The following is a 26,382-nucleotide window of genomic DNA, read 5'->3' on the forward strand; positions in this document are numbered from 1 at the left end:
GAGTTGCCCGCCCCGCAGGCAAGCCAGTTCCGACCTGGAGCAAGATGGACTATTCGAGCACGACCAGGCGATTGGGCAGTTCATTGCGGGTCTGCGTGACCGGCACATGCACCTTGAGCAACTCCCCGCAGGCTTCAATGCAGGCAATAAACCCCGCCAGTGTCTGCCCCTGTTTCACTTGCTGAGTGAACGCCCTGACGATGGTGTCCCAACTGCTGTCATCCAGGCGCTTGGAAATCCCCTCATCCACCAGGATCTCCACGTAGCGCTCGGCCTCGCTGACAAAAATCAGCACACCGGTGCTGCCCAGCGTGTGGTGCAGGTTCTGCTCCAGGAACTGCCGGCGCGCCAGGTTGGACGCGCGCCAATGGCGCACCGAGCGCGGGATCAGGCGGGTGGTGACCTTGGGCAGGCGAAACACCAGGCACAGCACGATAAACGTCGCCCATTGCGCCAACAGCAAGGTGTACATGGTCAAGTAGCCGGACAAGTAATGCACCACACCCGGCACCACCAACGCGATCAGGCTGGCCCACAGCAGTGGGATGTAGGCGTAGTCGTCCGCGCGGGCAGCCAGTACCGTCACCAGTTCGGCGTCGGTCTGCTGCTCGACGCGGGCAATCGCCTCGGCGACCTGGCGTTGCTCGTGTTCACTCAGTAGTGCCATGGTTGTAGATGCTCTGTTGTCGTTATTGTCATTACCAGCCGCCCGAGGCCCCGCCGCCGCCGAAGCCGCCACCGCCGCCGCGGAAACCACCGCCTCCGCCTCCGCCACCACCGCCGCGCCCGCTGCTGCTGAGGATCGCCAGCAAGATGGCGCCCACCGGCAGCCCCAGCCGATTGCACAGCCACAGCACACCGATCAGCAAGATAAACAGGCCGATGGAAAACCCCGGATTATCCTTGGCAAAGTTGGCGTCCGCCACGTGCGCCGGCACCGCCAGCGGTTCACCGCCGACCACCTGCACCATCGCCGAAACACCATCGCTGATGCCCTGGCTGTAATTGCCGGCCTTGAACTTGGGCGCGATCACCTGGTTGATGATCACCCAGGACTGCGCATCGGTCAGCACGCCTTCCAGGCCATAGCCGACTTCGATGCGCAATTTGCGCTCATCGCGGGCGACGATCAACAGCGCGCCGTTGTCCTTGCCCTTCTGGCCAATGCCCCACTGGCGGCCCAACTGATAACCGTAGTCTTCAATCGGCACACCCTGCAGGTCGGGCACCGTGACCACCACGATCTGGTCGCCACGGGCTTGCTCGAGCGCCTGCAATTGCTGGGTGATCTGCTCCCGGGTCGCCGGGTCGATCATCTGGGCGGTGTCCACCACCCGACCGGTCAATGCCGGGAAGGTCAGCGCCGCCTGGGCCACGCCCACGCAGGCCAGCAGCCACAGCGCCAGGCCTATCCTGAATAAACGCATCGACACCTCAATGCAGCCTTATTTGAACTTCACTTGCGGCGCTTTATCGGCATCGGCACTGGTGGCTTCAAACGTGGCGCGGATCGGCAGATCGCTGTACATCACGCTGTGCCACAAGCGACCGGGGAAAGTGCGGATCTCGGTGTTGTAGGCCTGCACCGCCTGGATAAAGTCGCGGCGGGCCACGGCGATACGGTTTTCGGTGCCTTCAAGCTGCGATTGCAGGGCCAGGAAGTTCTGGTTGGCCTTCAGGTCCGGGTAGCGCTCGGACACCACCATCAAGCGGCTGAGGGCACCGCTCAAGCCATCCTGGGCCTGCTGGAACTGCTTGAGTTTTTCCGGGTTGTCGAGGGTGCTGGCATCCACCTGGATCGAGGTGGCCTTGGCCCGTGCCTCAATGACGGCGGTCAGGGTGTCCTGCTCATGGGCAGCGTAGCCCTTGACCACTTCCACCAGGTTGGGGATCAGGTCGGCACGGCGTTGATACTGGTTCTGCACCTGGCCCCAGGCGGCCTTGGCCTGTTCATCCAGGGTCGGGATGGTGTTGATGCCGCAACCGCTCAGCACCGTGCTGATCAGTAGCAAAGCCGCGGCCTTGAGGCCCCAGCGGGAAGAGTGTGCTGCTTGCATGGTGTTTCTCCTGACCAAACTGGATGGAATGTGACGACTAACCCTATAAACCGCGCGCTTGGGGCATAATCCGCCACCACTGGAATGCATTGAGCCAATCAGCTACAAAGATGCCCAGCGCGAAAAAGAGTTCAGAGTGTGCTGCATTTATCTGAACAACACCCGAACAACAATAGACGCTCCCCACATTTTGGCCGATCAGCCCCAGCGCTGTGCAGTGAGCCGAAAAAGGATATTCATGAAGAAGCTGTGTTTGCTCGGCCTTGTTGCCACTCTGGCCACCCACCCCGTCTGGGCAGAAACAAAGCCTGCTGCGCTCAAGGACAAGGACGCCTTCGTCAGCGACCTGCTCAAGCAGATGACCCTCGATGAAAAGATCGGCCAGTTGCGCCTGATCAGCATCGGCCCCGAGATGCCCCGCGAGCTGATCCGCAAGGAAATCGCCGCCGGCCGCATCGGTGGCACCTTCAACTCGATCACCCGCCCGGAAAACCGTCCGATGCAGGACGCGGCCATGCGCAGCCGGTTGAAGATCCCGATGTTCTTCGCCTATGACGTGATCCACGGCCACCGCACGATTTTCCCGATCAGCCTGGCCCTGGCGTCCAGCTGGGACATGGACGCCATCGGCCGCTCCGGGCGCATCGCCGCTCAGGAAGCTGCCGCCGACAGCCTCGACATCACCTTCGCGCCGATGGTCGACATCTCCCGCGACCCGCGCTGGGGCCGCACCTCCGAAGGTTTCGGCGAAGACACCTACCTGGTCTCGCGCATCGCCGAAGTGATGGTCAAGGCCTTTCAGGGCACCAGCCCCGCCAATGCCGACAGCATCATGGCCAGCGTCAAGCACTTCGCCCTGTACGGCGCGGTGGAAGGCGGGCGTGACTACAACGTGGTCGACATGAGCCCGGTCAAGATGTACCAGGACTACCTGCCGCCCTACCACGCGGCGATCAAGGCCGGCTCCGGCGGCGTGATGGTCGCCCTGAACTCGATCAACGGCGTCCCCGCCACCGCCAACACCTGGCTGATGAACGATCTGCTGCGCAAGGACTGGGGCTTCAAGGGCCTGGCCGTGAGCGACCATGGCGCGATCTTCGAGCTGATCAAGCACGGCGTGGCCAAGGACGGGCGTGAAGCCGCCAAGCTGGCGATCAAGGCCGGCATCGACATGAGCATGAACGACTCGCTGTACGGCAAGGAATTGCCCGGCTTGCTCAAGTCCGGCGAGATCGAGCAGAGCGACATCGACAACGCCGTGCGCGAAGTGCTCGGCGCCAAGTACGACATGGGCCTGTTCGCCGACCCGTACCTGCGCATCGGCAAGGCCGAGGATGACCCGGCCGACACTTACGCCGAAAGCCGCCTGCACCGCAGCGAGGCCCGCGATATCGCGCGCCGCAGCCTGGTACTGCTGAAGAACCAGAACGACGCCCTGCCGCTGAAAAAGTCCGCGACCATCGCCCTCGTCGGCCCGCTGGCCAAGGCACCGATCGACATGATGGGCAGCTGGGCCGCCGCCGGCAAACCGGCGCAGTCGGTGACCCTGCTCGACGGCATGAATGCCGTGATCGGCGAAAAAGGCAAGGTGATCTACGCGCGGGGCGCCAACATCACCAACGACAAGGCCGTGGTCGACTACCTCAACTTCCTCAACTTCGATGCCCCGGAAGTGGTGGATGACACCCGCTCGCCGCAAGTGCTGATCGATGAAGCGGTCACGGCCGCCAAGGATGCCGACGTGGTGGTGGCTGCCGTGGGTGAATCGCGCGGCATGTCCCACGAGTCGTCCAGCCGCACCGACCTGAACATCCCGCAAAGCCAGCGCGACCTGATCAAGGCCCTCAAGGCCACCGGCAAGCCGCTGGTGCTGGTGCTGATGAACGGTCGGCCGCTGTCGATCCTCGAAGAGAACCAACAGGCCGACGCGATCCTGGAAACCTGGTTCGCCGGCACCGAAGGCGGCAACGCGATTGCCGACGTGCTGTTCGGTGACTACAACCCGTCGGGCAAGCTGCCGATCACCTTCCCACGTTCGGTGGGGCAGATTCCGACCTACTACAACCACCTGACCATCGGCCGGCCCTTTACCCCGGGCAAGCCGGGCAACTACACCTCGCAGTACTTCGATGACGTCACCGGGCCGCTGTTCCCGTTCGGTTATGGCCTGAGCTACACCACGTTCAGCCTGTCGGAAATGGCGTTGTCGTCGACCACCCTGAACAAGACCGGCAAGCTCGACGCCAGTGTCACGCTGAAAAACACCGGCAAGGTCGACGGCGAAACCGTGGTGCAGCTGTATATCCAGGACGTGGCCGGCTCGATGATCCGCCCGATCAAAGAACTGAAGAACTTCCAGAAGGTCATGCTCAAGGCCGGTGAGGAGCGCACGCTGCACTTCACCATCACCGAGGACGATTTGAAGTTCTACAACACCCAGTTGAAGTACGCCGCCGAACCCGGCCAGTTCAACGTGCAGATCGGGCTGGACTCCCAGGATGTGCAGCAACAAACCTTCGAACTGCTCTGACCTGAAGCTGTAGACACGGTCAATGTGGAAGCTGGCTTGCCTGCGATAGTGGTGGAACATTCACCGCCGCTATCGCAGGCAAGCCAGCTCCCACCGTTTATCGATGTGAGCGAATCAGCCGCGTCGATCAAGCAAGTTGACCACCAGCCGATCAATCCACCCCCACACCCGCTGCTTCACCCGCCGCCACAATGGCCGCGCCTTCCACGCCTCCAGGCTCACCGCCAGGCTCTGGGCAAAGTCGCGCTCGAAACTGCCCGCCACCGCCTGCGTCAATTCCGGGTCCAACGCTTCCAGGTTGGCTTCCAGGTTGAAGCGCAAATTCCAGTGATCAAAGTTGCATGAGCCGACGCTGACCCAATCGTCCACCAGCACCATCTTCAGGTGCAGGAAACACGGCTGGTATTCAAAGATCTGCACCCCCGAACGCAGCAGGCGCGGGTAATAACGGTGCCCGGCGTAGCGCACGGACGGGTGATCGGTGCGTGGGCCGGTGAGCAACAGGCGCACGTCCACCCCGCGCCCGGCTGCGCGGCGCAAGGCACGGCGGACACTCCAGGTCGGTAGGAAATACGGCGTGGCCAGCCAGATACGGTGCTGGCCGCTGTTCAAGGCGCGGATTAGCGATTGCAGAATATCGCGGTGCTGGCGGGCATCGGCATAGGCCACGCGCCCCAGGCCCGGCCCGGTCGCCGGCACCTTGGGCAAGCGGGGTAAACCAAAATGCGTGGCAGGTTTCCACTCGCGCCGCGCGGCGTTGGCGTGCCACTGGCGATCGAACAGTGCCTGCCAGTCCTGCACCAGCGGGCCGCTGATCTGCACCATCACTTCGTGCCAGTCGGCAGTGTCTTGCCCCGGCGTCCAGAACTCATCGGTAACGCCCGTGCCACCGACCACGGCGATGTGCTGGTCGATCAACAACAGCTTGCGGTGGTCACGGTAGAGATTGCGCATCCACCGTCGCCAGTTCAGGCGATTGTAAAAACGCAACGCCACACCGGCGTCGGTCAAGCGTTTGCGCAGCCCCAAGGCAAAGGCCAGGCTACCGTAATCATCAAACAGGCAGCGCACCTGCACCCCGCGTTCGGCGGCCAACACCAGCGCCTGCACCATGGCTTCGGCGCAGGCGCCGGCTTCCACCAGGTACAACTCCACATCGACTTGCCGCTCGGCGCGGGCAATGCCCACCAACATCTGTGGGAAAAATTGCGGGCCGTCGATCAACAACTCGAAACGGTTGGCGCTGCGCCACGGGAAGACCGCGCCGCTCACGTCAGCGCGCCGTGAAAATCAGCACCGCACCCACCGGCACCGACAAACTGATCGACTTGAGCCCCGCCGCCTTGCGCAACGCGGCCACACCCGGCACCAGCTCGAAATCCTCGGCATGCAACACCACCGGTTCCAGGGTCACCACCTGGAACCGTCGATCATCCAGGCGCGTTGCCAACAGCTCGGCGCTGTAGGTCTGGGTCTTGCCATGCAACGTCACGCTCAGTGGCAGGCGCAATTCCAACTGCGCGCCAGGCGCCAGGTCGTTGATGGGTTGCAGGTTGATCTGCGCGTTGATCAGCGCGTCAGGGAAGGTCTTGATCTCGAACAACTGATTGCGCATGCGCTCATCGCGCAGCGGAATGCCACTATTGACCGACTCCAGCTCCACCTCCAACTGCGCCGCGCCTTTGCCGTCGACCTTGCCGTGCAACACCAGGAAGCGCTGCACCTCGGCAATCTCGGTGTTTTTGGTCGTCACGAAGGACAGGCGCGAGGACTCGTTGTCCAGGTACCAATCGGCGTGTGCAGGCGCAGCGGCGGCGATCAGCAGGAAGAAGGCCAGGGGTTTGACATTGAACATAAAGACTCATGCGGCAAAAAACCTGCACGAACCTTAACTGTGCCGTGGGCCCGGTGCAATGGAACTGACAAAGCCGAGCAAACGTAGGAGCTGGCTTGCCTGCGATGGCGGTAGACCAGCCGACAATCCTATCGCCGGCTTGCCGGCGCCTGCATGGGAAGGTGGTGTGTCAGGAATTCGGGCGACACATGGCACCGCGTGCTGGCGCGATGGAGCTGACAAAGCCGAGCAAATGTGGGAGCTGGCTTGCCTGCGATAGCGGTAGACCAGCCGACAACCCTATCGCCGGTGCCGCCGCCATCGCCGGCAAGGTGGTTACTGTATGGTAAGGTGGTGTGTCAGGGGTTGAGGCGACACCCCTGCCGATCGCCGAACCACCGCGCGCTGTGTGTGCGCCCCAACCCACTGGCCGTCACTTCACTGCGCTCCGGGTTGTCGGTGAATGCGCTGGTGGGCACGTACTGCTGCACATACCCCCGGCAATATTCAGCCGGGTTGTTCGCCACATACCGACACGAGCAATACTCCTTGGCGGTATAGGCCGCGATGATGTCGGGGAAGGCTTGCAGGTTGACGCGCTCGTGCCAGATCCATCCCAGCAGGGCGAGCAACAGCAGCAGAAACAGGCTGGTACACGGGCGACGACGGATCATGGCTTCACCGCCGCCAGCACGCGCTTGAGCAGTTCGTTATGGCGGTAGCTGCCATCGCGGTCATCGCCGTAGCGCACGATCACCAAATGTTCTTCAGGCATCACAAACAGCGCCTGGCCCCAGTGACCCAGGGCGGCGAAGGTGTCCGCAGGGGCGTCGGGCCACGGGCGTGGAGCCCCTTGGTTGAGCCACCATTGGCCGCCAGGCACGGCTTCGTCCTGGCCGGCCTGGTAGCGACCGAACGGCTGGCGATTGAAATCGACCCAGGCCTTGGGCACCAGCTGTTGCTCCCCCCAGCGCCCGTCTCGCGCCATCAGCAGACCGACACGCGCCAGATCACGGGCGGTGAGGTAGGCGTAGGACGAGGCGACAAAGGTTTCGTCGGCGTCGGTCTCCCACGTGGCGTTGTGAATCCCCAGCGGCTTGAACAGTGCATCCCACGGGTAGCTCATGTAGGCCTTGTGGCCGAGCATGCCTTTAAGGGTGGCGGAGAGAATATTGCTGTCACCGCTGGAGTAACGAAAGACCTGGCCCGGGGCGGCGAAAACTTCGGTGTCGGCGGCGAACTCGGCCATGTCGGCGTGGCCACGGGTGTAGAGCATCGCCACCACCGAGGATTTCAACGGGGCGTATTCGTAGTCTTCCTGCCAGTCCAGGCCCGAGGCCCAGTGCAACAGGTCAGCCATGGTCACCGTGGGGTGCTGTTTCATCGGCGGGTAAAACCGCGCCGCCGGGTCGGTCAGTTTGAAGCGATTATCACCGAAGGCCACGCCCAGCACGGTGGCCATCAGGCTTTTGCTGATGGACCAGGTCAGGTGTGGCGTGGTGGCAGTGGTGGGCGCGGCGTAGCGTTCATAAATGATTTGGCCGTCACGGATCACCAGCAACGCATCGGTGCGGATGCCTTGTCGGGTGGTGTCATCACGCGGCGGGAACGCATAAGTGTTGAGCGCTTCGACAGCGGGGCCTTCAAGCGGTGTGCCCTTGACCCAGTCCTTGTCCGGCCAGGCTTCGGCGCGGGCGGTGACGGTGGCTAACAGCAGGGCAACGCACAACAGGCCTCGGACCATGGACGCAAACTCAAGGGGGCATTCAAGCCCGCGAGGCTAGCCGAGACTAATGATGGTTTTGTGACAACCCGCTATGACAAGCATCGCACGCTTATGATTTCTTGAATGCATATGCGTAAATATCCTCCCCAGTCGGGGATGGACCGCCGCGCAGCCCCCAACGCTCCTCTTTACCACCCACGCTCACAGAGCTATGACTGCCGTTTTTAGCGCCGCTGGAAAAAGCCCCTAAACGGCCCTTGAGCAAGTCTTCAGGCGATACCATTTCAATCATATTTCCCAAGCCAAGCCGCGCAAGCGCCAAAGGAAGGGCGTCAGGGCGATTCAAGACCTGCAGCGCTTCGCCAAACCCCACATTCCTGTTCTGTTCCTTGGATAATTTCTGCTGCTCAACCTTGGCCATAACCGTACTGATTACGTTCGCCGAGGTGATCGCCCCTGGATCCGTCCCCTTGAACTTCATTGCCATGGACGTCATTTCAAGCTCAGCCTGGGTCACGTAAACCGACTCGTTATTTCTTAACGTAACCTGGAAACCACCCGGGACTTCTCGCACCTCCTTGAATACGTCGGTTGGCTGCTCACCAAACTGCATCATCGCCATCTTTATTGCCGCAACGGTCACACAGTTGTCCTGATTCCACTGGCTGAAAGCACTCCAAATGTCCTCGGGTTTTTTCCCAGGATCACGACTATCTGGCTTGTATACAAACAGGTGCATGCCCGACGCCACGACCTTGTTGTTGACGGGTTCGCCATAAGACCGACCATCCTGGCTGCGGGTGCCGCTGTACCGTTTGCTGATGACTTGCACCTCCGGCGGCTCAGAACCCTGACTTTTTTCATGATTATTAATTTCCCACCAGGCGGGAGTGGTATTCGAAACTGGCGAAACCGGCATAGTGCTCCTACCTCCACAACGGAAGGCTTGGCAAACGTCCAACGGCATAAGGCGCCCATCTGCCCTCACATCCAGAGCCTGTGTGGCAGCATGGGTAATCCGGTTCCCTCCAAGCGGTCGTCCTACTCCAAATCCAAAGTAGGAAAACAATATCGGGCGACCGTTGCGGTGCAGCCCTATCAAAACGCCTGTCATCCAAGCGTCACCATAACTTCATGGAGATGACACCGAGGCTACATAGCCTGACTTTGGACAACAAAGTCGACCGGCCGAAATCGTGGCCGGCACTCGGAGACTCGCCATGACTCAGATCGCCCGCATCAGCGACACCGGCAATGAACGCCGTCTGCAAGCCGAACGCCTGATCGGCGCGCAGGCTTTGCAGGAAGCCCAGGCCCTGCGGTTCAACGTGTTCAGCGGCGAGTTCAACGCCAAGCTGAAAGGCGCGGAACTGGGCCTGGACATGGATGACTATGATGTTCACTGCAGCCACATCGGCGTGCGGGACTTGAACAGCGGTCGACTCGTCGCCACCACCCGTTTGCTCGACCACCAGGCCGCCAGCACCCTGGGCCGGTTCTACAGCGAAGAAGAATTCAGCCTGCATGGCTTGCTGCACTTGCAGGGCCCGATCCTGGAAATCGGCCGCACCTGCGTCGACCCGGCCTACCGCAATGGCGGCACCATCGCCGTGTTGTGGGGCGAGTTGGCCGAAGTGCTCAACCAGGGCGGCTACAGCTACCTGATGGGGTGCGCGAGCATCCCGATGCACGACGGCGGCATCCAGGCCCACGCGATCATGCAGCGCCTGCGCGAACGCTACCTGTGCAACGAACACCTGCGCGCCGAACCGAAAAAACCGCTGCCGGCGCTGGACCTGCCGTCCAACGTGATCGCCGAAATGCCGCCGCTGCTCAAGGCCTACATGCGCCTGGGTGCGAAGATCTGCGGCGAGCCGTGCTGGGATGAAGACTTCCAGGTCGCCGACGTGTTCATCCTGCTCAAGCGCGACGAGCTGTGCCCGCGCTATGCACGTCACTTCAAGGCGGCCATGTGATGAGCCGCCTGCGCGTATACGGGCGCATTGCCCGGGTGCTGGGGGTGGTGGCACTGGGCTTGAGCATGGCCAGTGTGTTTGGCGTGTTCGAACGCATGGGGGTGGCCAATTCGATGGTGCGCCGCCAACGCTGGTCGCGGTTTTTCATGGCGCGACTGACCAACGCCCTGCCCTTTCGCGTGACGGTGCACGGTGAGCTGCCGCAAACGCCGATGCTGTGGGTGAGCAATCACGTGTCGTGGACCGACATCCCGCTGCTGGGCATGGTCACGCCGATGTCGTTCCTGTCCAAGGCCGAAGTGCGCACCTGGCCGGTGGCCGGCTGGTTGGCGGCCAAGGCCGGCAGCCTGTTTATCCGCCGCGGTTCAGGTGACAGCCAGTTGATCCGCAAGCAGATGACCCGTCATCTGGAGCAACAGCACCCGCTGCTGATGTTCCCCGAAGGCACCACCACTGACGGGCGCAGCCTGCGCACCTTCCACGGGCGCTTGCTGGCGAGTGCGATCGAGGCCGATGTGTCGCTGCAGCCGGTGGCGATCCGTTACCTGCGCGACGGGCAAGTCGACCCGCTGGCCCCGTTCATTGGCGATGACGATTTGCTCTCGCACCTGATGCGCCTGTTTGCCAATGACCAGGGCGATGTGGAAATCCACGTGCTCAAGCCGATCGCCTGCGCCGGACAGGAACGCGCGGCACTGGCGTTCCAGGCGCAGCAAGCGGTGCAGAAGGCGTTGTTTGGGCCGTTGCCGGAAGCTGAACAGGTGGATACCCGACCTGCGTTTGCAGCCTGATATCAACTGAACACGGTTTAAAGTGTGGGAGCTGGCTTGCCTGCGATGACGGTCTACCTGTGAATGCTGCGGTTGCTGACACACCGCGATCGCAGGCAAGTCCGCTCCCACCTTAGATCCCACTGATCAGTTGGGTGCGTGCAAACGCCTGCAACTGCGGATAGAACCGCCGGAAATCCTCACTCAGCGGCTCATACAGCACCCGCAATTCCTGCATGGCCTGTCCCAGTTCCTCGGGTTGCGTCAGGCGTCGCGAGATCCCCCGCAAGACCTGCTCCATCACCGCAAACTCGCGGTAAGAACCCAACCAGTCATCCGCCGCCATGTACGGCGCAATCTGCGCCAGCCGTCCTGGCAACTGCGGCTCGGCGGCAAGCACGCGGTAGACCTGCGCGGTGAAGCGCTCCAGCGGCTGGTCGGCATACAGCGCCCAATCGCGCGCCAGGCAATGATCGAAGAACACATCAACGACAATCCCCGCGTAGCGCCTGCGGGTCAGGCTGAAACGCGACAACGCCTCGCCGACCAGCGGGTGACTGTCGGTGAAGCGGTCGATGGACCGATGCAGTTGGATCGCCGCCTCGATTTGCGGGCTGAACTGGCCCTGCAGGCGGCCTTTGACGAAATCGCCATACAGGCTGCCCAGCAGTTGTGCAGGAAGTTGGCCGCCCAGGTGCAGATGTGCGAGATAATTCATGGCGCGCAGTCTAGCACTGCCGACAACGTATCGTTATAACCCGATATACCGATTTAGCCTGACCTCAGACCAAAATCATATTGGTATATCGGGATATAACGATTTAAGGTTCGCCTCATCGCGATATAACGCTTTACGACACCGAGCACCTGCCATGTCCATCGACCTCGACGAAATAATAAAAGCCCTGGCGCACCCAGTACGACGAGACATCCTCACCTGGCTGAAAGACCCGAAAGTGCAGTTCCCCGAGCAACTGCACAACCACGAATACGGCATCTGCGCCGGGCAGATCGACCAGCGCTGCGGCTTGTCCCAGTCGACGGTGTCGGCCCACCTGGCGACCTTGCAACGGGCGGGACTGATCAGCAGCCAGAAGGCCGGGCAGTGGCACTTTTTCAAACGCAATGAGGAAGTGATCCAAGCCTTCCTCACGGCGCTCATCACTGAACTCAGCGCACCGCTGTAACAAGGAAACGCAAATGCCCCTCTCGCTACTCATACTGGCCCTGAGCGCCTTCGCCATCGGCACCACCGAGTTCGTCATCATGGGCTTGCTGCCCGATGTGGCGGCGGACCTCGGCGTGTCGATTCCCGGCGCCGGCTGGCTGGTCACCGGCTACGCCCTGGGCGTGGCCATCGGTGCGCCGTTCATGGCGCTGGCCACTGCCAAGCTGCCCCGCAAGGCCGCCCTGGTAGCGTTGATGGGCATCTTCATTGTCGGCAACCTGCTGTGCGCCCTGGCCAGTGACTACAACGTGCTGATGTTTGCCCGTGTGGTCACCGCGCTGTGCCACGGTGCGTTCTTCGGGATCGGCTCGGTGGTGGCCGCCAACCTGGTACCGGCCAACAAACGCGCTTCGGCAGTCGCCTTGATGTTCACCGGCTTGACCCTGGCCAACGTGCTCGGCGTGCCGCTGGGTACGGCGCTGGGCCAGGCAGCCGGCTGGCGCTCGACCTTCTGGGCCGTGACGGTGATTGGCGTCGTGGCGCTGATCGGCCTGATCCGCTTCCTGCCGGCCAAGCGTGACGAAGAAAAACTCGACATGCGTGCCGAACTGGCCGCACTCAAAGGCGCCGGCATCTGGCTGTCGCTGACCATGACCGCACTGTTCGCCGCGTCCATGTTCACCCTCTTCACCTACGTGGCACCACTGCTTGGCGACGTCACCGGCGTCTCCCCCAAAGGCGTGACCTGGACCCTGCTGCTGATAGGCCTGGGCCTCACCGTGGGCAACATCATCGGCGGCAAGCTGGCGGACAAACGCCTGGCGGCCACGCTGATCGGCGTGTTCATCAGCATGGCGGTAGTGTCCACCGCGCTGACCTGGACCAGCATCGCCGTGATCCCGACTGAAATCACCCTGTTCCTGTGGGCCACCGCCTCGTTTGCCGCCGTTCCCGCGCTGCAGATCAACGTGGTGACCTTCGGCAAGGCCGCACCGAACCTGGTCTCCACCTTGAACATCGGCGCCTTCAACATCGGCAACGCCCTGGGTGCCTGGGTCGGCGGCAGCGTCATTGCCCACGGTTTCGGCCTGACCAGCGTGCCCCTGGCAGCCGCCGCCCTGGCGATCCTCGCGCTGGTGGTGACCTTGATTACTTTCCGTCAGAGCGGCGATGCCGACCTGGCCCCTGCGACCAACTGATCAACTTCAAAGAGAAAGGTGTTTTCCCCATGACGACTATTTTCGATCCGATCAAACTGGGCGACCTGGAACTGGCGAACCGCATCATCATGGCGCCGCTGACCCGCTGCCGTGCCGATGCCGGCCGCGTACCCAACGCGCTGATGGCCGAGTACTACGTGCAACGCGCCTCCGCCGGGCTGATCCTCAGCGAAGCCACCTCGGTGACGCCACTGGGCGTGGGCTACCCGGACACCCCGGGGATCTGGTCCAACGACCAGGTGCGTGGCTGGGCCAACGTCACCAAGGCGGTGCACGGTGCCGGCGGCAAGATCTTCCTGCAGCTGTGGCACGTGGGCCGTATCTCCCACGAGTCGTACCTGAACGGCGAAACGCCGGTGGCTCCGAGCGCCATCCAGGCTAAAGGCCACGTGAGCCTGGTGCGCCCACTGGCGGACTACCCGACGCCACGTGCGCTGGAAACCGCTGAAATCGCCGACATCGTCGACGCCTACCGCACCGGCGCCGAAAACGCCAAGGCCGCCGGCTTCGATGGCGTGGAAATCCACGGCGCGAATGGCTACCTGCTCGACCAGTTCCTGCAGAGCAGCACCAACCAGCGTACCGACCTCTACGGCGGCTCCCTGGAAAACCGTGCACGCCTGCTGCTGGAAGTGACCGACGCAGCCATCGAAGTCTGGGGCGCCGGCCGTGTCGGTGTGCACCTGGCACCACGCGCCGATGCCCACGACATGGGTGACGACAACCTGGCAGAAACCTTCACCTACGTCGCCAGCGAGCTGGGCAAGCGCGGTATCGCGTTCATCTGCTCCCGCGAGAAAGAAGCCGGCGACAGCCTCGGTCCACAATTGAAAAAGGCCTTCGGCGGCGCGTACATCGCCAACGAGCGCTTCACCAAGGACAGCGCCAACGCCTGGCTGGCGGCGGGCAAGGCCGATGCGGTGGCCTTCGGCGTACCGTTCATTGCCAACCCGGACCTGCCAGCACGCCTGAAGGCCGAGGCGCCGCTCAATGAGCCACGCCCGGACACCTTCTACAGCAAGGGTCCGGTCGGCTACATCGACTACCCGACACTGGCCCTGTGATGTAACTTGCTGAAACGAAAAAGCCCCGGTTCGCGAGAACCGGGGCTTTTTCTTGAGTGCGAAGAAACATTCCTTCACAGCCTTGCAACAAAATCGCTACAAAATACTTAGGCGGCTACCTATCAACCGCCCGCCAGCCCGTATATAAAGTCACCCCACCGATCAGGCAAAAGGACGATTGACGGTCCTTGGGCTTTACTGTTGACACAACTGGATGCAATTACGCATTTTGTCTTAATTGCGCAGGCTGGGGCTCCAGCGCAGCATGTCCAGCCCGGCATCCACCCAGCGCTCGGCGTCCTGGTGCAGTTGGAAACTGTCGGGGACCAGCAGCCACTGGCCAATCAACCCGTTGATGTAGGCATGAATGCACACTGCCCCTCGGGTAGTGTCGAGGTTTTCCGGAAGTTGCCCGCGATGGACCGCATTACGCAGTGTCAGGCCGATGCGCAGGTTGCATTCCAGGCTGTGGGTCTGGCGCTGGCGGCGCATATCGCACATTTCATCGGTGAATTCGCACTTATGAAACAGGATCTCATTGATGCGCCGGGTTTTCGGGTCCAGGGCTACTTGATGAAACAAATGAATCAACAGCTTGCGCATGCACCCGAGCGGGTCGAGTTCATCCTCGCTTTCGCTGGCACGCGCCAATTCATCCAGCGGCTCATGCAGGGTGTCGAGCAGCGCCTGCAACAGATCGGATTTATTGCTGAAATGCCAATAGATGGCACCCCGCGTCACCCCGGCCAGCGCGGCGATGTCAGCCAGCGTGGTCCGCGCAACGCCGCGCTCATAGAAGGCTTGCTCGGCGGCGGCGAGAATCTGGCTGCGCGTTTCCTGAGCTTCCTCTTTGGTGCGACGAACCATGGCAGTAAAACCTCAATCAGGACACTTGGGACTATCGGTAACGCACGATCAATAGGCGGTAACGATCATCTGAATAATTGTGGGACGACACCGTCATGGGCGCCGAACGTACTAAAATCGAGGCTTTGGGCGGTGCTTTGTCAACATTCCGCGAAGCCTGTCAAGAGTTTACAAACAACCATGAACGTAAGTATATTGCGTAGCAAGCTACTTATCTACTCACAGCTTGTTTTTTACCCTTCCACACTTCTTGTGCGCACTCTGCGCGCCTGACCCGAGGATCTTCATGCAACTTAAGCCAGCTGTTACCGCTCTGGTCACTGCCGTCGCCCTGGCATCGCTGCTCAGCGGATGTAAAAAGGAAGAAGCGGCTCCGCCCGCTCAAACCCCTCAGGTCGGCGTGGTCACCCTTCAACCGCAAGCCTATACCCTGACCTCCGAACTGCCGGGCCGCACCACTGCCTACCGCATCGCGGAAGTTCGCCCACAGGTCAACGGGATCATTCTCAAGCGCCTGTTCAAGGAAGGCGCGGATGTGAAAGAAGGCCAGCAGCTTTATCAGATCGACCCGTCGGTCTATGAGGCCACGCTGAAAAGCGCACAAGCCAGCCTGACCCAGACCAAGTCCATCACCGACCGCTACAAGCAGTTGGTCGATGAGCAAGCCGTCAGCCGCCAGGAATACGACACCGCCGTCGCCAACCGCATGACTGCCGAAGCAAACGTTCAAACCGCCCAGATCAACGTGCGCTACACCAAAGTGTTCGCGCCGATCTCCGGGCGTATCGGGCGTTCTTCGGTGACCGAAGGCGCGCTGGTCAGCAACGGCCAGGCCGATGCCATGGCCGTGATCCAGCAACTGGACCCGATCTACGTCGACGTCACGCAGTCTTCGGCTGAAATGCTGAAACTGCGCCGCGACCTGGAAAGCGGCCAGCTGGAGAAAGCCGGCGCCAATGCCGCCAAGGTCAAGCTGACCCTGGAAGACGGCAGCGACTACGGCCTGGACGGCAAGCTGGAGTTCTCCGAAGTGTCGGTTGACCAGACCACCGGTTCCGTGACCCTGCGCGCCGTGTTCCCCAACCCTGACCACACCCTGTTGCCTGGCATGTTCGTCCACGCCCAGTTGCAGGCCGGTGTGAACAGCAAGGCCATCCTGGCCCCGCAGCAAGGCGTGACCCGCGACATCAAGGGCATCCCGACCGCGCTGGTGGTGAACAAGGACAACAAGGTCGAGCAGCGCCAGCTGGTGGCCAACCGCACTGCCGGCGCCTACTGGCTGGTTGAAAAAGGCTTGAACGCCGGTGACCGCGTGATCACCGAAGGCCTGCAATTCATCAAGCCGGGCATCGAAGTCAAGGTCAAGGACGCGGACAACGCCAAGCCCGCAGGTTCCGCCGCTGCTCCTGCTGCCGCTGCTGGCCAGGGGGAGTAACCCATGTCGAAATTTTTTATCGACCGTCCCATTTTCGCCTGGGTAATTGCCCTGGTGATCATGTTGGTCGGGGCACTGTCGATCCTGAAGTTGCCCATCAACCAATACCCGGCCATTGCGCCAACCGCCATTGATATCCAGGTGACCTACCCAGGTGCCTCTGCACAAACCGTGCAGGACACCGTGGTACAGGTGATCGAGCAACAGCTCAACGGTATCGACAACCTGCGTTATGTCGCCTCGGACAGTAACTCCGACGGCAGCATGACCATCACCGCGACGTTCAACCAGGGTACCAACCCGGACATCGCCCAGGTCCAGGTGCAGAACAAGCTTAACCTGGCGACCCCACTGCTGCCGCAAGAAGTCCAGCAGCAGGGTATCCGCGTGACCAAGTCGGTGAAGAACTTCCTGATGGTGATCGGTCTGGTGTCGGAAGACGGCAGCATGACCAAGGACGACCTCTCCAACTACATCGTGTCCAACATCCAGGACCCGATCTCGCGTACCGCGGGTGTAGGTGACTTCCAGGTGTTCGGTTCGCAGTACGCCATGCGTATCTGGCTCGACCCGGCCAAGCTGAACAACTACCAGCTGACGCCGGTGGATGTGAGCAACGCGATCCAGGCGCAGAACGTCCAGGTGGCCACCGGTCAACTCGGCGGCCTGCCTGCCCTGCCCGGCACCCAACTGAACGCCACCATCATCGGCAAGACGCGCCTGCAAAGCGCCGAAGAGTTCGCCAAGATCCTGATGAAAGTGAATGCCGACGGCTCGCAGGTGCGCCTGGGTGACGTCGCGCGTATCGAACTGGGCGGCCAGAACTACAGCATCAGTGCTCAGTTCAACGGCAAGCCGGCTTCCGGCATGGCGATCAAGCTGGCTGCCGGTGCGAACGCCCTGGACACCGCCAAGGCCATCCGCGCCACCGTGGCGTCCCTGGAGCCGTTCTTCCCGCCTGGCATGAAGGCGGTGGTGCCGTATGACACCACCCCGGTCGTGACCGAATCGATTTCCGGTGTTGTACACACCCTGGTCGAAGCGATCGTGCTGGTGTTCCTGGTGATGTTCCTGTTCCTGCAGAACTTCCGCGCCACCATCATCACCACCATGACCGTACCGGTGGTATTGCTGGGTACTTTCGGGATCCTCGCAGCGTTCGGTTTCACCATCAACACCCTGACCATGTTCGGCATGATCCTGGCCATCGGCTTGCTGGTGGACGATGCGATCGTGGTGGTGGAAAACGTCGAGCGGGTCATGGCCGAGGAGCACTTGTCGCCGAAAGAAGCGACGGTCAAATCCATGAGCCAGATCCAGGGCGCCCTGGTGGGTATTGCCCTGGTACTGTCGGCGGTACTGTTGCCGATGGCGTTCTTCGGTGGTTCCACCGGTGTGATCTACAAACAGTTCTCCATCACCATTGTTTCGGCGATGGCGCTGTCGGTACTGGTTGCCTTGATCTTCACCCCGGCCTTGTGCGCCACCATGCTCAAGCCGATCGATCCTGAAAAGCATGGCCAACCCAAGCGCGGTTTCTTTGGCTGGTTCAACCGCACCTTCGACCGTGGCGTACTGAGCTACGAGCGCGGCGTGGGCAACATGATCAAGCACAAGTTTCCAGCGTTCCTGGTCTACGTGCTGATCCTGGCCGGCATGATCTGGATGTTTACCCGTATTCCAAGCGCGTTCCTGCCTGAGGAAGACCAGGGTGTGATCTTTGCCCAGGTACAGACGCCGGTCGGTTCTTCGGCTGAACGTACGCAAAAAGTCATCGACGACATGCGCGCCTTCCTGCTGAACGACAAGGAAGGCGAGCCGGGCGAAGGCAAGGCCGTGAAGTCGGTGTTTACCGTGAACGGCTTCAACTTCGCCGGTCGTGGCCAGAGCTCGGGCCTCGCGTTTGTGATGCTCAAACCGTGGGATGAGCGTGACTCGTCGATGTCGGTATTCGAGGTGGCCAAGCGTGCGCAGGGTTACTTCTTCGGGGCCTTCAAGGACGCCATGGTATTTGCCATCGTGCCGCCTTCGGTACTGGAGCTGGGTAACGCCACCGGTTTCGACGTGTTCCTGCAAGACCAGGGTGGCGTCGGCCACGAGAAGCTGATGGCGGCACGCAACCAGTTCCTCGGTGCAGCGGCGCAAAGCAAGATCCTCGCAGGTGTGCGTCCCAACGGCGTGAACGATGAGCCGCAGTACGAGCTCACCGTCGACGACGAGAAGGCCAGCGCCCAGGGCATCAGCCTGGCGGATATCCAGCAGACCCTGGCGATTGCCCTGGGTGGTAGCTACATCAACGACTTCATCGACCGTGGTCGTGTGAAGAAGGTGTACGTGCAGGGTGACGCGGCCAGCCGGATGTCTCCGGAAGACCTGAACAAGTGGTTCGTGCGCAGCAGCTCCGGGAAGATGGTGCCGCTGTCGGCCATCTCGTCGGGCCAGTGGATCTTCGGTTCGCCGAAACTCTCGCGCTATAACGGTGTAGCGGCGATGGAAATCCTCGGTACCCCGGCACCTGGCTACAGTACCGGTGATGCGATGGCGGAAGTCGAGCGTATCGCCAAGGACCTGCCAGCCGGCGTCGGCTATGCATGGACCGGCCTGTCGTATGAAGAGCGCCTCTCCGGCTCCCAGGCGCCTGCGCTGTACGCGCTGTCGCTGCTGGTGGTGTTCCTGTGCCTCGCGGCACTGTACGAAAGCTGGTCGATCCCGATCGCGGTGATCCTGGTAGTGCCACTGGGTGTGATCGGTGCATTGATTGCCACCAGCCTGCGCGGCCTGTCCAACGACGTGTTCTTCCAGGTGGGCCTGTTGGTCACAGTGGGCCTGGCGGCGAAGAACGCCATCCTGATCGTGGAGTTCGCCAAAGAGCTCCACGAACAAGGCAAGGGCATCGTCGAAGCGGCCATCGAGGCGTCCCGCATGCGTCTGCGTCCGATCATCATGACGTCCATGGCGTTCATGCTCGGCGTATTGCCCCTGGCGATCTCCACTGGCGCCGGCTCGGGCAGCCAGCACGCGATCGGTACCGGCGTAATTGGCGGTATGATCACCGCCACCGTCCTGGCGATCTTCTGGGTGCCACTGTTCTTTGCAACCGTGTCGGCCGTTGGCGAGCGTAAAAAGACCGACACTACTGAAACTCCTAAAGAGGCTGGCCAATGAGCAAGTCGCTACTTTCCCTAGCCGTCACGGCATTCGTGCTCAGTGGCTGCTCGTTGATACCTGACTACCAGCGCCCCGACGCGCCGGTAGCAGCGCAATACCCGCAGGGGCCGGCGTATTCGTCGGCCCAGGCGCCGGGCCAGGCCGCTGCCGAGCAGGGCTGGAAGCAGTTTTTCCATGACCCTGCCCTGCAACAGCTGATCCAGACCGCGCTGGTGAACAACCGTGACCTGCGCGTTGCGGCCTTGAACATCGACGCCTACGCCGCGCAGTACCAGATCCAGCGTGCCGACCTGTTCCCGGCCATCTCGGCCACGGGCAGCGGCAGCCGTTCGCGTACCCCGGCCAAGTTGTCGCAGACCGGCGAAGCCGGGATCACCAGCCAATACTCGGCCGGCCTCGGGATCAGCTCGTATGAGCTGGACCTGTTCGGTCGTGTGCGCAGCCTGAGTGAAGAAGCACTGCAGAAGTACTTCGCCACTGAAGAAGCGCGGCGCAGCACCCAGATCAGCCTGGTGGCCAGCGTGGCCAACGCCTACCTGACCTGGCAGGCCGACAAGGAACTGCTCAAGCTGACCCAGGACACCCTCGGCGCGTTCGAGCAGAGCTACAAGCTGACCTCGCGCAGCAATGAAGTCGGCGTGGCCTCGGCCCTCGACCTCAGCCAGGCGCGCACCTCGGTGGAAAACGCCCGTGTGCAACTGGCGCGCTACACCCGCCAGGTGGCCCAGGACGAAAACAGCCTGACCCTGCTGCTGGGCACCGGCTTGCCGGCAAACATCACCAGCAAGCCGCTGTCGGATGACCTGCTCAGCGAAGTGCCTGCCGGGTTGCCATCGGACCTGCTGCAACGTCGTCCCGACATTGTGCAGGCCGAGTACAACCTCAAGGCGGCCAACGCCAATATCGGCGCAGCCCGCGCGGCGTTCTTCCCGAGCATCAGCCTGACCGCGAGTGCCGGCACTGCCAGCCCGACCCTGGGCGGCCTGTTCAAAGGCGGCTCGGGGACCTGGTCGTTTGCCCCGCAGATCAACATCCCGATCTTCAACGCCGGTAGCCTGCGCGCAAGCCTGGACTACTCGAAGATCCAGAAAGAGATCAACGTGGCCAACTACGAGAAGGCGATCCAGACCGGCTTCCAGGAAGTTTCCGACGGCCTCGCCGCGCGTGAAACCTACAAGCAGCAGTTGGATGCCCAACGTGGCTTCGTCGCCGCCAACCAGGATTACTACCGCCTGGCCGAGCGTCGCTACCGCATCGGTGTCGACAGCAACCTGACCTTCCTCGACGCCCAGCGCCAACTGTTCAGTGCCCAGCAATCGCTGATCACCGACCGCCTGGCGCAACTGAACAGCGAGGTCAACCTGTACAAGGCCCTCGGCGGTGGCTGGAACGAGCAGACCGCGAAGAACGAGCCGTTGAAAGAACAAGCACCGCCGCTGAAGTTGTTCTGACAGTGCGGGTGTAGATAAAACCGCTTCCCTTACCGGAAGCGGTTTTTTTATGCCTGTTCACTGCTCAACGGTGCTTTTCTGTGGGAGCTGGCTTGCCTGCGATGCAGGCACCTCGGTACATCAGTGACACCCATTCGATGCAATCGCAGGCAAGCCAGCTCCTACAGAAAAGCCGCGTGTTTTTTGCTCGGTTGCCCATCTCGCTCCAACCCCACCGATCCGCCTATCCCCGGTCGTGCACCTTGCGCTCCCTTCAACCTTTCAGGGTAAAATTGGTAACAGATTCTTACAGACCACAGAGGGAGCTTGTCGTAATGATCGTAGGAATCGACTTGGGGACCACCAACAGTCTCGCGGCAGTCTGGCGGGGTGATGCCACTGAATTGGTGCCCAACGCCCTGGGCCAGATGCTCACCCCCAGCGTGGTCGGGCTGGATGACCAAGGCCGCGTGCTGGTCGGCCAGGCCGCCAAAGAACGGCTGCACACGCACCCGCACCTGACCACGTCGCTGTTCAAGCGCTACATGGGCAGTGCCACCGAAGTGCGCCTGGGCGACCGTTCGTTCCGTCCTGAAGAACTCTCGGCACTGGTGCTCAAGAGTCTCAAGGAAGACATCGAGCGCACCTACGGCCATACCGTCACCGAAGCCGTGATCAGCGTGCCCGCCTACTTCAGCGACGGCCAACGCAAGGCCACGCGCATCGCCGGTGAACTGGCGGGGCTCAACGTCGAGAAACTGATCAACGAGCCCACCGCGGCCGCCCTCGCCTACGGCTTGCACCAGCGCGACAAGGAAACCTCGTTCCTGGTGTTCGACCTCGGTGGCGGCACCTTCGACGTGTCGATCATCGAGCTGTTCGACGGCGTGATGGAAGTGCGCGCCAGCGCCGGCGACAACTTCCTCGGCGGCGAAGACTTCGATACGCTGCTGCTCGAACACTTTGTCGACAGCCAGCGCAACGCCCAGGGTTTCCCGCCCACCAGCAGCGTCTTGCAAGCCCTGCGCCGCGAGGCCGAGCGCGTGCGCAAGGCCCTGGGACAGGACGACAGCGCCGACTTCAGCCTGCGCGTCGACGGCCAGCAATGGGTCACGACCATCACCCAACAGGAGCTGGCCAAGCTCTACACGCCGCTGCTCGAACGCCTGCGCGCGCCGATCGAACGGGCCCTGCGCGATGCGCGGATTCGCGTTGGCGACCTCGATGAAATCCTGCTGGTCGGCGGTACCACGCGCATGCCGCTGGTGCGCAAACTCGCCGCCGGCCTGTTCGGGCGCTTCCCGTCCATCAGCCTCGACCCCGATCAGGTGGTCGCCCACGGCGCCGCGATCCAGGCCGCGCTGAAGGCACGCTCGGCCGCCCTCGAAGAAGTCGTGCTGACTGACGTCTGCCCCTACACCCTTGGTATCGAGACCTCGAACCAGTACGGCAGCCACATCGAAAGCGGCCACTACCTGCCGTTGATCGAACGCAACAGCAGCGTGCCGGTGAGCCGGGTCAAAAGTGTGTTCACCCTGTACGACGACCAGACCCGCGTACTGTTGAAGATTTACCAGGGCGAAAGCCGCCTGGTCAAAGACAACATCGAGCTGGGCCAGCTGGAAATTGCCGTGCCCAAGCGCAAGGCCGGTGAAGTCTCGCTGGACGTGCGTTTCACCTACGACAACAACGGCCTGCTGGAAGCCCAGGTGAAGATCCCGCTGACCGGCGAGCAACACTCGCTGGTGATCGAGAACAACCCCGGCGTACTGAACCCGCAGGAGATCCAGCAGCGCCTGCAAGCCTTGGCAGAGTTGAAGGTTCATCCCCGCGACCAGCAGGTCAACACCGTGCTCGTCGCCCGCCTCGAACGCCTCTACCAGGAAAGCCTGGGTGAGTTGCGCGAGCAGCTCGGGCACTGGGCCGGGCAATTCCAGCAGGTGCTCGACACCCAGGACGAACGCCGTATACGCGAAGCGCGCAGTGAACTGACCCGGCAACTTGAGCAACTCGACAACGGGTTCTGGCGCTGAGGGAACACTCCATGGATTGTTGGACTGTGCTGCAACTGCCGGAAGATGCCGACGAGCGCACCATCAAGCGCACTTATGCGCGGCTGCTCAAAAGCTGCCGCCCGGACGAAGACGCCGAAGGCTTCCAGCGCCTGCGCGAGGCCTACGAAGAAGCCCTGAGTGAAGCGCGCTGGCGCGTCGATAACCAGGACGAGGACGAGGACCGGGTCGAGGCGCCTGTGGCCGAAGCCGCCTACGGCAACCTCAGCGACCTGGCCGAACTGATGGACGTTCGCCCGCTCAGCCCTGCCCCCTTCGAGGCGCCGGCGCCGAACCCGGCCCAGGCGCTGCTCAGCGGCCTCAGCGTGCATAACCTCGACGAGCGCTGGGCCCAGGCCCGCCAACAAGGCTGCGCCGACGCCTTCCAGGCCCTCTTGCTGCGCCATTGTTTCGATGCCCCGGGCGAGCGCAGCGCCATCGCCAGTTGGGCAGTGCAGCACCTGGAATGGCTGACGCCGTGGCAGCAGGTGGCGATGACCCCCTGGCAATACGAAGCGCTGACCAGCGAGCTGCTGCAGGATTACCGCCGCACCTTGCAGGAACTGCTCGAGCAAAAGGCCGAGCGTGAGTTCATCACCCGGCTCACCCACTACAACAACCAGCCCTGGCTGCGGGTCTTTGACCTGCAGCAACAGTGGCAACGTATCGTCCTGCACCTGCTCCACGACACCCAATGGAGCGTGCCGCTGTTTGAACGGGTGTGCCAGGCGTTCGGCTGGGACGACCAGAAAGGCGTGTACCCGGAACCCGCCTGGATATGGCGCCAACTGGTGTCCCGCTGCGAGCAGGAAAGCTTCTACGCCAACCTGCTCGACAAAGCCCAGGACAAGCGGCGCAACTCGGCCGATGCGCTGGCCGCGCGCCTGCTGCTGACGCCGATGTCGGCCACGCAACAAAAACGCCTGACCGACACCTTCGGCGAAAACGACTGGCAGGCCTGCCAACACCTGGCCGAAACGCTCACCTGGCGCTACCCGCAACTGCTCGAGCGCTTGCCCCACAAACAACTGTTTTTCTGGCGCAAGTTCGTGCCCCGGCCCATCTACACCCAGGTGTTTATCCGGCTGTGGGCCGTGTTCACCCTGGGGTTCGGCCTGAGCATCGCGCACGACAAACCCGACAACCTGAACCTGATGTCGCTCGTGATCTTCATGCTGATGGCGTTCGTACCGGCCGCCATCGGTTTTCGCGTGACACAGCTGTGGGCCGGGATGAGTTCCACCTATCGGGTACCCGACCTGTGGCTGAGCCAGTACCTGATCCCCAAGCGAATCAACCCCAATGAATACTGGCTGGTGATACGCCACGGCGTGCCGCAGGCGATCATGCTGGTGGCCTGCGGGCTGATGCTCGGCGTGCTCGGCGCGCTCACCTATGCCGGCATGGTCCTGATCCACCTGTTGCACAAAAAACGCATCGGCTCCATGAGTCCTGCCTTCGCCGAAGGCTACCCGTGGCTGAATGGCTTGCACTGGGCGTTCTGGAGCCCGTTGCAAGCGGTGTTCCTGGTGGTGATGGTGGCGCTGATCGTTGCCGCCCAGCACTACCTGCCCAGCTTCCCCTGGACCCACTTCGACCTGCCCAAGCGCTGACCCTGACTGCCGGGCCCGACGGCCCGGCAACTTGCGTTCGATCATCGCCCACAACCCGCCCTCCCCCGATTGAATCGTCCCCGCACCGCCCCGCACCATGGCCGCCACCTGCATAACCCCAATAACAACAGGTCCGACACCATGAGCACTTTCCACCCGCGCCGGCTCTTGCTGGCCACCGCTGTCGCCAGTCTTGCGTTGCCTGCCGTCGCCGAAGAACATGGGTTTCTCGAAGACGCCAGCGCCAACCTCAACCTGCGCAATTTCTTCTTCAACCGCAATTACACCAACCCCACCAAGACCCAGGGCGGCGCGCAGGAGTGGACGCAAAGTTTCATCCTCGATGCCAAGTCCGGCTTTACCCAGGGCACGGTCGGTTTCGGCGTGGATGTGCTGGGCCTGTACTCGGTGAAGCTCGATGGCGGGCGCGGCACCGGCGGCACTCAATTATTGCCGCTGGATCATGACGGTCGCCCGGCGGACGAGTTCGGCCGCCTGGGCGTGGCGTTCAAGGCGCGGATATCGAAGACTGAGGTCAAGGTGGGCGAATGGATGCCGGTGCTGCCGATCCTGCGTTCGGACGATGGCCGCTCCCTGCCGCAAACCCTGCGCGGCGGGCAGATCACCTCCAGGGAAATCGATGGCCTGACCCTCTACGGCGGCCAGTTCCGCGCCAACAGCCCGCGCGACGACAGCAGCATGACCGACCTGTCGATGGTCGGTAAACCCGCCTTCACCTCCGACCGTTTCAACTTCCAGGGCGGCGAGTATGCGTTCAACGACAAGCGCACCCAGATCGGCCTGTGGAATGCCCAGCTCAAGGACATCTATAGCCAGCAGTTCGTCAACCTGATCCACAGCCAGCCCATCGGCGACTGGACGCTGGGGGCCAACCTCGGATTCTTCTACGGCAAGGACGACGGCAGCGCCCGCGCAGGCAACCTGGACAACAAGACCTGGTCCGGGCTGTTCTCCGCCAAGTACGGCGGCAACACCTTCTACGTCGGCCTGCAACGACTCACCGGCAACAGCGCCTGGATGCGCGTCAACGGCACCAGCGGCGGCACCCTGGCCAACGACAGCTACAACTCGAGCTACGACAACGCCGAGGAAAAATCCTGGCAGGTGCGCCATGACTACAACTTCGCCGCCCTCGGCGTCCCCGGCCTGACCCTGATGAACCGCTACATCAGCGGCAGCAACGTGCACACCGGCACCATCACCGACGGCAAGGAATGGGGCCGTGAAAGCGAAATCGGCTACACCGTGCAGAGCGGCGCCCTGCAAAACCTGACGGTACGCTGGCGCAACTCAAGCATGCGCCGGGACTACAGCAACAATGAATTCGACGAAAACCGGTTGATCGTCAGTTACCCGATAAGTCTGCTGTAAACCGCCGCCGGACTTGCTGTATGGTGCGCGCCTGCCGCTGCTGATCCACTCAGCAGCGGCTTCTATCCGGGCCCGCGCACA

22 protein-coding genes are annotated in these 26,382 nt (G+C 62.2%); 12 read left to right on the top strand and 10 right to left on the bottom strand.

All coding sequences use genetic code 11. The features are described 5' to 3' along the window. Positions 1-49: 49 nt before the first annotated feature. From QMX97_RS07545 to QMX97_RS07555, 3 genes are read right to left on the bottom strand one after another with little or no spacing between them, the layout of a single operon-like run. Positions 50-667: a TPM domain-containing protein gene (locus QMX97_RS07545; RefSeq protein WP_106804892.1), complete on the bottom strand. Its 618-nt coding sequence runs from the start codon at positions 665-667 to the stop codon at positions 50-52. Between the two features lie 31 nt (positions 668-698). Next, positions 699-1,427, bottom strand: coding sequence for a TPM domain-containing protein (locus QMX97_RS07550; protein WP_065899457.1), 729 nt, complete (start codon positions 1,425-1,427; stop codon positions 699-701). An 18-nt stretch (positions 1,428-1,445) separates the two neighbouring features. Beyond that, positions 1,446-2,057 carry a LemA family protein gene (locus QMX97_RS07555; protein WP_106804894.1) on the bottom strand — a complete coding sequence of 204 codons (612 nt, stop codon included), beginning with the start codon at positions 2,055-2,057 and terminating at the stop codon, positions 1,446-1,448. A gap of 238 nt (positions 2,058-2,295) precedes the next feature. Here QMX97_RS07555 and bglX point away from each other — a divergent pair, with 238 nt between their 5' ends. Further along, positions 2,296-4,587, top strand: coding sequence for a beta-glucosidase BglX (gene bglX, locus QMX97_RS07560; protein ID WP_282396646.1), 2,292 nt, complete (start codon positions 2,296-2,298; stop codon positions 4,585-4,587). Between the two features lie 114 nt (positions 4,588-4,701). Here the strand turns inward: bglX and QMX97_RS07565 are convergent, their stop codons facing one another. From QMX97_RS07565 to QMX97_RS07585, 5 genes are all read right to left on the bottom strand, one after another. Then, a complete protein-coding gene (locus QMX97_RS07565) occupies positions 4,702-5,859 on the bottom strand; it encodes a phosphatidylserine/phosphatidylglycerophosphate/cardiolipin synthase family protein (protein WP_282396647.1) in 1,158 nt (385 codons plus the stop codon). A 1-nt stretch (position 5,860) separates the two neighbouring features. Next, positions 5,861-6,442: a YceI family protein gene (locus QMX97_RS07570; RefSeq protein WP_065899461.1), complete on the bottom strand. Its 582-nt coding sequence runs from the start codon at positions 6,440-6,442 to the stop codon at positions 5,861-5,863. Between the two features lie 338 nt (positions 6,443-6,780). After that, positions 6,781-7,095, bottom strand: a complete 315-nt coding sequence (locus QMX97_RS07575; RefSeq protein ID WP_282396648.1) for an amidase — start codon at positions 7,093-7,095, stop codon at positions 6,781-6,783. Beyond that, complete coding sequence (locus tag QMX97_RS07580; protein WP_282396649.1) at positions 7,092-8,165, bottom strand: serine hydrolase; 1,074 nt, start codon at positions 8,163-8,165, stop codon at positions 7,092-7,094. Before QMX97_RS07580 ends, QMX97_RS07575 begins: the two co-directional genes overlap by 4 nt. 91 nt (positions 8,166-8,256) lie before the next feature. Further along, a complete protein-coding gene (locus tag QMX97_RS07585; protein ID WP_141697254.1) occupies positions 8,257-9,066 on the bottom strand; it encodes a hypothetical protein in 810 nt (269 codons plus the stop codon). Between the two features lie 301 nt (positions 9,067-9,367). On the opposite strand from QMX97_RS07585, the gene olsB reads away from it, so the two are divergent. Both olsB and QMX97_RS07595 read left to right on the top strand, forming a co-directional pair. Further along, complete coding sequence (gene olsB, locus QMX97_RS07590; RefSeq protein WP_049709576.1) at positions 9,368-10,123, top strand: L-ornithine N(alpha)-acyltransferase; 756 nt, start codon at positions 9,368-9,370, stop codon at positions 10,121-10,123. Continuing rightward, a complete protein-coding gene (locus QMX97_RS07595; protein WP_106804898.1) occupies positions 10,123-10,914 on the top strand; it encodes a lysophospholipid acyltransferase family protein in 792 nt (263 codons plus the stop codon). Before olsB ends, QMX97_RS07595 begins: the two co-directional genes overlap by 1 nt. 112 nt (positions 10,915-11,026) lie before the next feature. Here the strand turns inward: QMX97_RS07595 and QMX97_RS07600 are convergent, their stop codons facing one another. Beyond that, on the bottom strand, positions 11,027-11,611 hold the full coding sequence (locus tag QMX97_RS07600) for an ACP phosphodiesterase (protein ID WP_282396650.1): 585 nt from the start codon (positions 11,609-11,611) through the stop codon (positions 11,027-11,029). Positions 11,612-11,765: 154 nt separating this feature from the next. On the opposite strand from QMX97_RS07600, the gene QMX97_RS07605 reads away from it, so the two are divergent. From QMX97_RS07605 to QMX97_RS07615, 3 genes are read left to right on the top strand one after another with little or no spacing between them, the layout of a single operon-like run. Continuing rightward, positions 11,766-12,080: a helix-turn-helix transcriptional regulator gene (locus tag QMX97_RS07605; protein WP_065899467.1), complete on the top strand. Its 315-nt coding sequence runs from the start codon at positions 11,766-11,768 to the stop codon at positions 12,078-12,080. Between the two features lie 13 nt (positions 12,081-12,093). Then, positions 12,094-13,260 carry an MFS transporter gene (locus QMX97_RS07610; protein WP_065899468.1) on the top strand — a complete coding sequence of 389 codons (1,167 nt, stop codon included), beginning with the start codon at positions 12,094-12,096 and terminating at the stop codon, positions 13,258-13,260. A gap of 29 nt (positions 13,261-13,289) precedes the next feature. Continuing rightward, complete coding sequence (locus QMX97_RS07615) at positions 13,290-14,345, top strand: alkene reductase (protein ID WP_065899469.1); 1,056 nt, start codon at positions 13,290-13,292, stop codon at positions 14,343-14,345. A 234-nt stretch (positions 14,346-14,579) separates the two neighbouring features. Here QMX97_RS07615 and QMX97_RS07620 read toward each other — a convergent pair whose 3' ends face one another. Next, positions 14,580-15,212, bottom strand: a complete 633-nt coding sequence (locus QMX97_RS07620; RefSeq protein WP_065899470.1) for a TetR family transcriptional regulator — start codon at positions 15,210-15,212, stop codon at positions 14,580-14,582. 286 nt (positions 15,213-15,498) lie between these two features. Between QMX97_RS07620 and QMX97_RS07625 the strand changes: the two genes are divergently transcribed. The 6 genes from QMX97_RS07625 to QMX97_RS07650 all read left to right on the top strand — a co-directional run bounded on the left by QMX97_RS07625 (position 15,499) and on the right by QMX97_RS07650 (position 26,301). Then, positions 15,499-16,647, top strand: coding sequence for an efflux RND transporter periplasmic adaptor subunit (locus QMX97_RS07625; protein WP_106804900.1), 1,149 nt, complete (start codon positions 15,499-15,501; stop codon positions 16,645-16,647). A gap of 3 nt (positions 16,648-16,650) precedes the next feature. Next, positions 16,651-19,812 carry an efflux RND transporter permease subunit gene (locus tag QMX97_RS07630; protein ID WP_065899472.1) on the top strand — a complete coding sequence of 1,054 codons (3,162 nt, stop codon included), beginning with the start codon at positions 16,651-16,653 and terminating at the stop codon, positions 19,810-19,812. Then, the gene (adeC, locus tag QMX97_RS07635; protein WP_065899473.1) at positions 19,809-21,266 is read left to right on the top strand and encodes an AdeC/AdeK/OprM family multidrug efflux complex outer membrane factor; all 1,458 of its coding nucleotides are present in this window, start codon (positions 19,809-19,811) and stop codon (positions 21,264-21,266) included. The genes QMX97_RS07630 and adeC overlap by 4 nt, the downstream gene beginning before the upstream one ends. Before the next feature lie 314 nt (positions 21,267-21,580). Continuing rightward, entirely contained in the window at positions 21,581-23,278 is a 1,698-nt protein-coding gene (locus QMX97_RS07640; protein WP_065899474.1) for a molecular chaperone HscC, read from the top strand. A gap of 11 nt (positions 23,279-23,289) precedes the next feature. Next, positions 23,290-24,909, top strand: a complete 1,620-nt coding sequence (locus tag QMX97_RS07645) for a J domain-containing protein (RefSeq protein ID WP_282396651.1) — start codon at positions 23,290-23,292, stop codon at positions 24,907-24,909. A 141-nt stretch (positions 24,910-25,050) separates the two neighbouring features. Beyond that, complete coding sequence (locus tag QMX97_RS07650) at positions 25,051-26,301, top strand: OprD family porin (RefSeq protein WP_106804904.1); 1,251 nt, start codon at positions 25,051-25,053, stop codon at positions 26,299-26,301. The last annotated feature ends 81 nt before the right edge of the window (positions 26,302-26,382 follow it).

Source organism: Pseudomonas sp. PS01298 (assembly GCF_029959745.1).
Lineage (GTDB): Bacteria > Pseudomonadota > Gammaproteobacteria > Pseudomonadales > Pseudomonadaceae > Aquipseudomonas > Aquipseudomonas aylmerensis.

Excerpts from the sequence above, each read along its gene's own strand:
- QMX97_RS07545 (WP_106804892.1), bottom strand. The coding sequence starts at position 667 with ATGGCACTACTGAGTGAACACGAGCAACGCCAGGTCGCCGAGGCGATT.
- QMX97_RS07550 (WP_065899457.1), bottom strand. The coding sequence starts at position 1,427 with ATGCGTTTATTCAGGATAGGCCTGGCGCTGTGGCTGCTGGCCTGCGTG.
- QMX97_RS07555 (WP_106804894.1), bottom strand. The coding sequence starts at position 2,057 with ATGCAAGCAGCACACTCTTCCCGCTGGGGCCTCAAGGCCGCGGCTTTG.
- bglX (WP_282396646.1), top strand. The coding sequence starts at position 2,296 with ATGAAGAAGCTGTGTTTGCTCGGCCTTGTTGCCACTCTGGCCACCCAC.
- QMX97_RS07570 (WP_065899461.1), bottom strand. The coding sequence starts at position 6,442 with ATGTTCAATGTCAAACCCCTGGCCTTCTTCCTGCTGATCGCCGCCGCT.
- QMX97_RS07575 (WP_282396648.1), bottom strand. The coding sequence starts at position 7,095 with ATGATCCGTCGTCGCCCGTGTACCAGCCTGTTTCTGCTGCTGTTGCTC.
- QMX97_RS07580 (WP_282396649.1), bottom strand. The coding sequence starts at position 8,165 with ATGGTCCGAGGCCTGTTGTGCGTTGCCCTGCTGTTAGCCACCGTCACC.
- QMX97_RS07585 (WP_141697254.1), bottom strand. The coding sequence starts at position 9,066 with ATGCCGGTTTCGCCAGTTTCGAATACCACTCCCGCCTGGTGGGAAATT.
- olsB (WP_049709576.1), top strand. The coding sequence starts at position 9,368 with ATGACTCAGATCGCCCGCATCAGCGACACCGGCAATGAACGCCGTCTG.
- QMX97_RS07595 (WP_106804898.1), top strand. The coding sequence starts at position 10,123 with ATGAGCCGCCTGCGCGTATACGGGCGCATTGCCCGGGTGCTGGGGGTG.
- QMX97_RS07600 (WP_282396650.1), bottom strand. The coding sequence starts at position 11,611 with ATGAATTATCTCGCACATCTGCACCTGGGCGGCCAACTTCCTGCACAA.
- QMX97_RS07605 (WP_065899467.1), top strand. The coding sequence starts at position 11,766 with ATGTCCATCGACCTCGACGAAATAATAAAAGCCCTGGCGCACCCAGTA.
- QMX97_RS07610 (WP_065899468.1), top strand. The coding sequence starts at position 12,094 with ATGCCCCTCTCGCTACTCATACTGGCCCTGAGCGCCTTCGCCATCGGC.
- QMX97_RS07615 (WP_065899469.1), top strand. The coding sequence starts at position 13,290 with ATGACGACTATTTTCGATCCGATCAAACTGGGCGACCTGGAACTGGCG.
- QMX97_RS07620 (WP_065899470.1), bottom strand. The coding sequence starts at position 15,212 with ATGGTTCGTCGCACCAAAGAGGAAGCTCAGGAAACGCGCAGCCAGATT.
- QMX97_RS07625 (WP_106804900.1), top strand. The coding sequence starts at position 15,499 with ATGCAACTTAAGCCAGCTGTTACCGCTCTGGTCACTGCCGTCGCCCTG.
- QMX97_RS07630 (WP_065899472.1), top strand. The coding sequence starts at position 16,651 with ATGTCGAAATTTTTTATCGACCGTCCCATTTTCGCCTGGGTAATTGCC.
- adeC (WP_065899473.1), top strand. The coding sequence starts at position 19,809 with ATGAGCAAGTCGCTACTTTCCCTAGCCGTCACGGCATTCGTGCTCAGT.
- QMX97_RS07640 (WP_065899474.1), top strand. The coding sequence starts at position 21,581 with ATGATCGTAGGAATCGACTTGGGGACCACCAACAGTCTCGCGGCAGTC.
- QMX97_RS07645 (WP_282396651.1), top strand. The coding sequence starts at position 23,290 with ATGGATTGTTGGACTGTGCTGCAACTGCCGGAAGATGCCGACGAGCGC.
- QMX97_RS07650 (WP_106804904.1), top strand. The coding sequence starts at position 25,051 with ATGAGCACTTTCCACCCGCGCCGGCTCTTGCTGGCCACCGCTGTCGCC.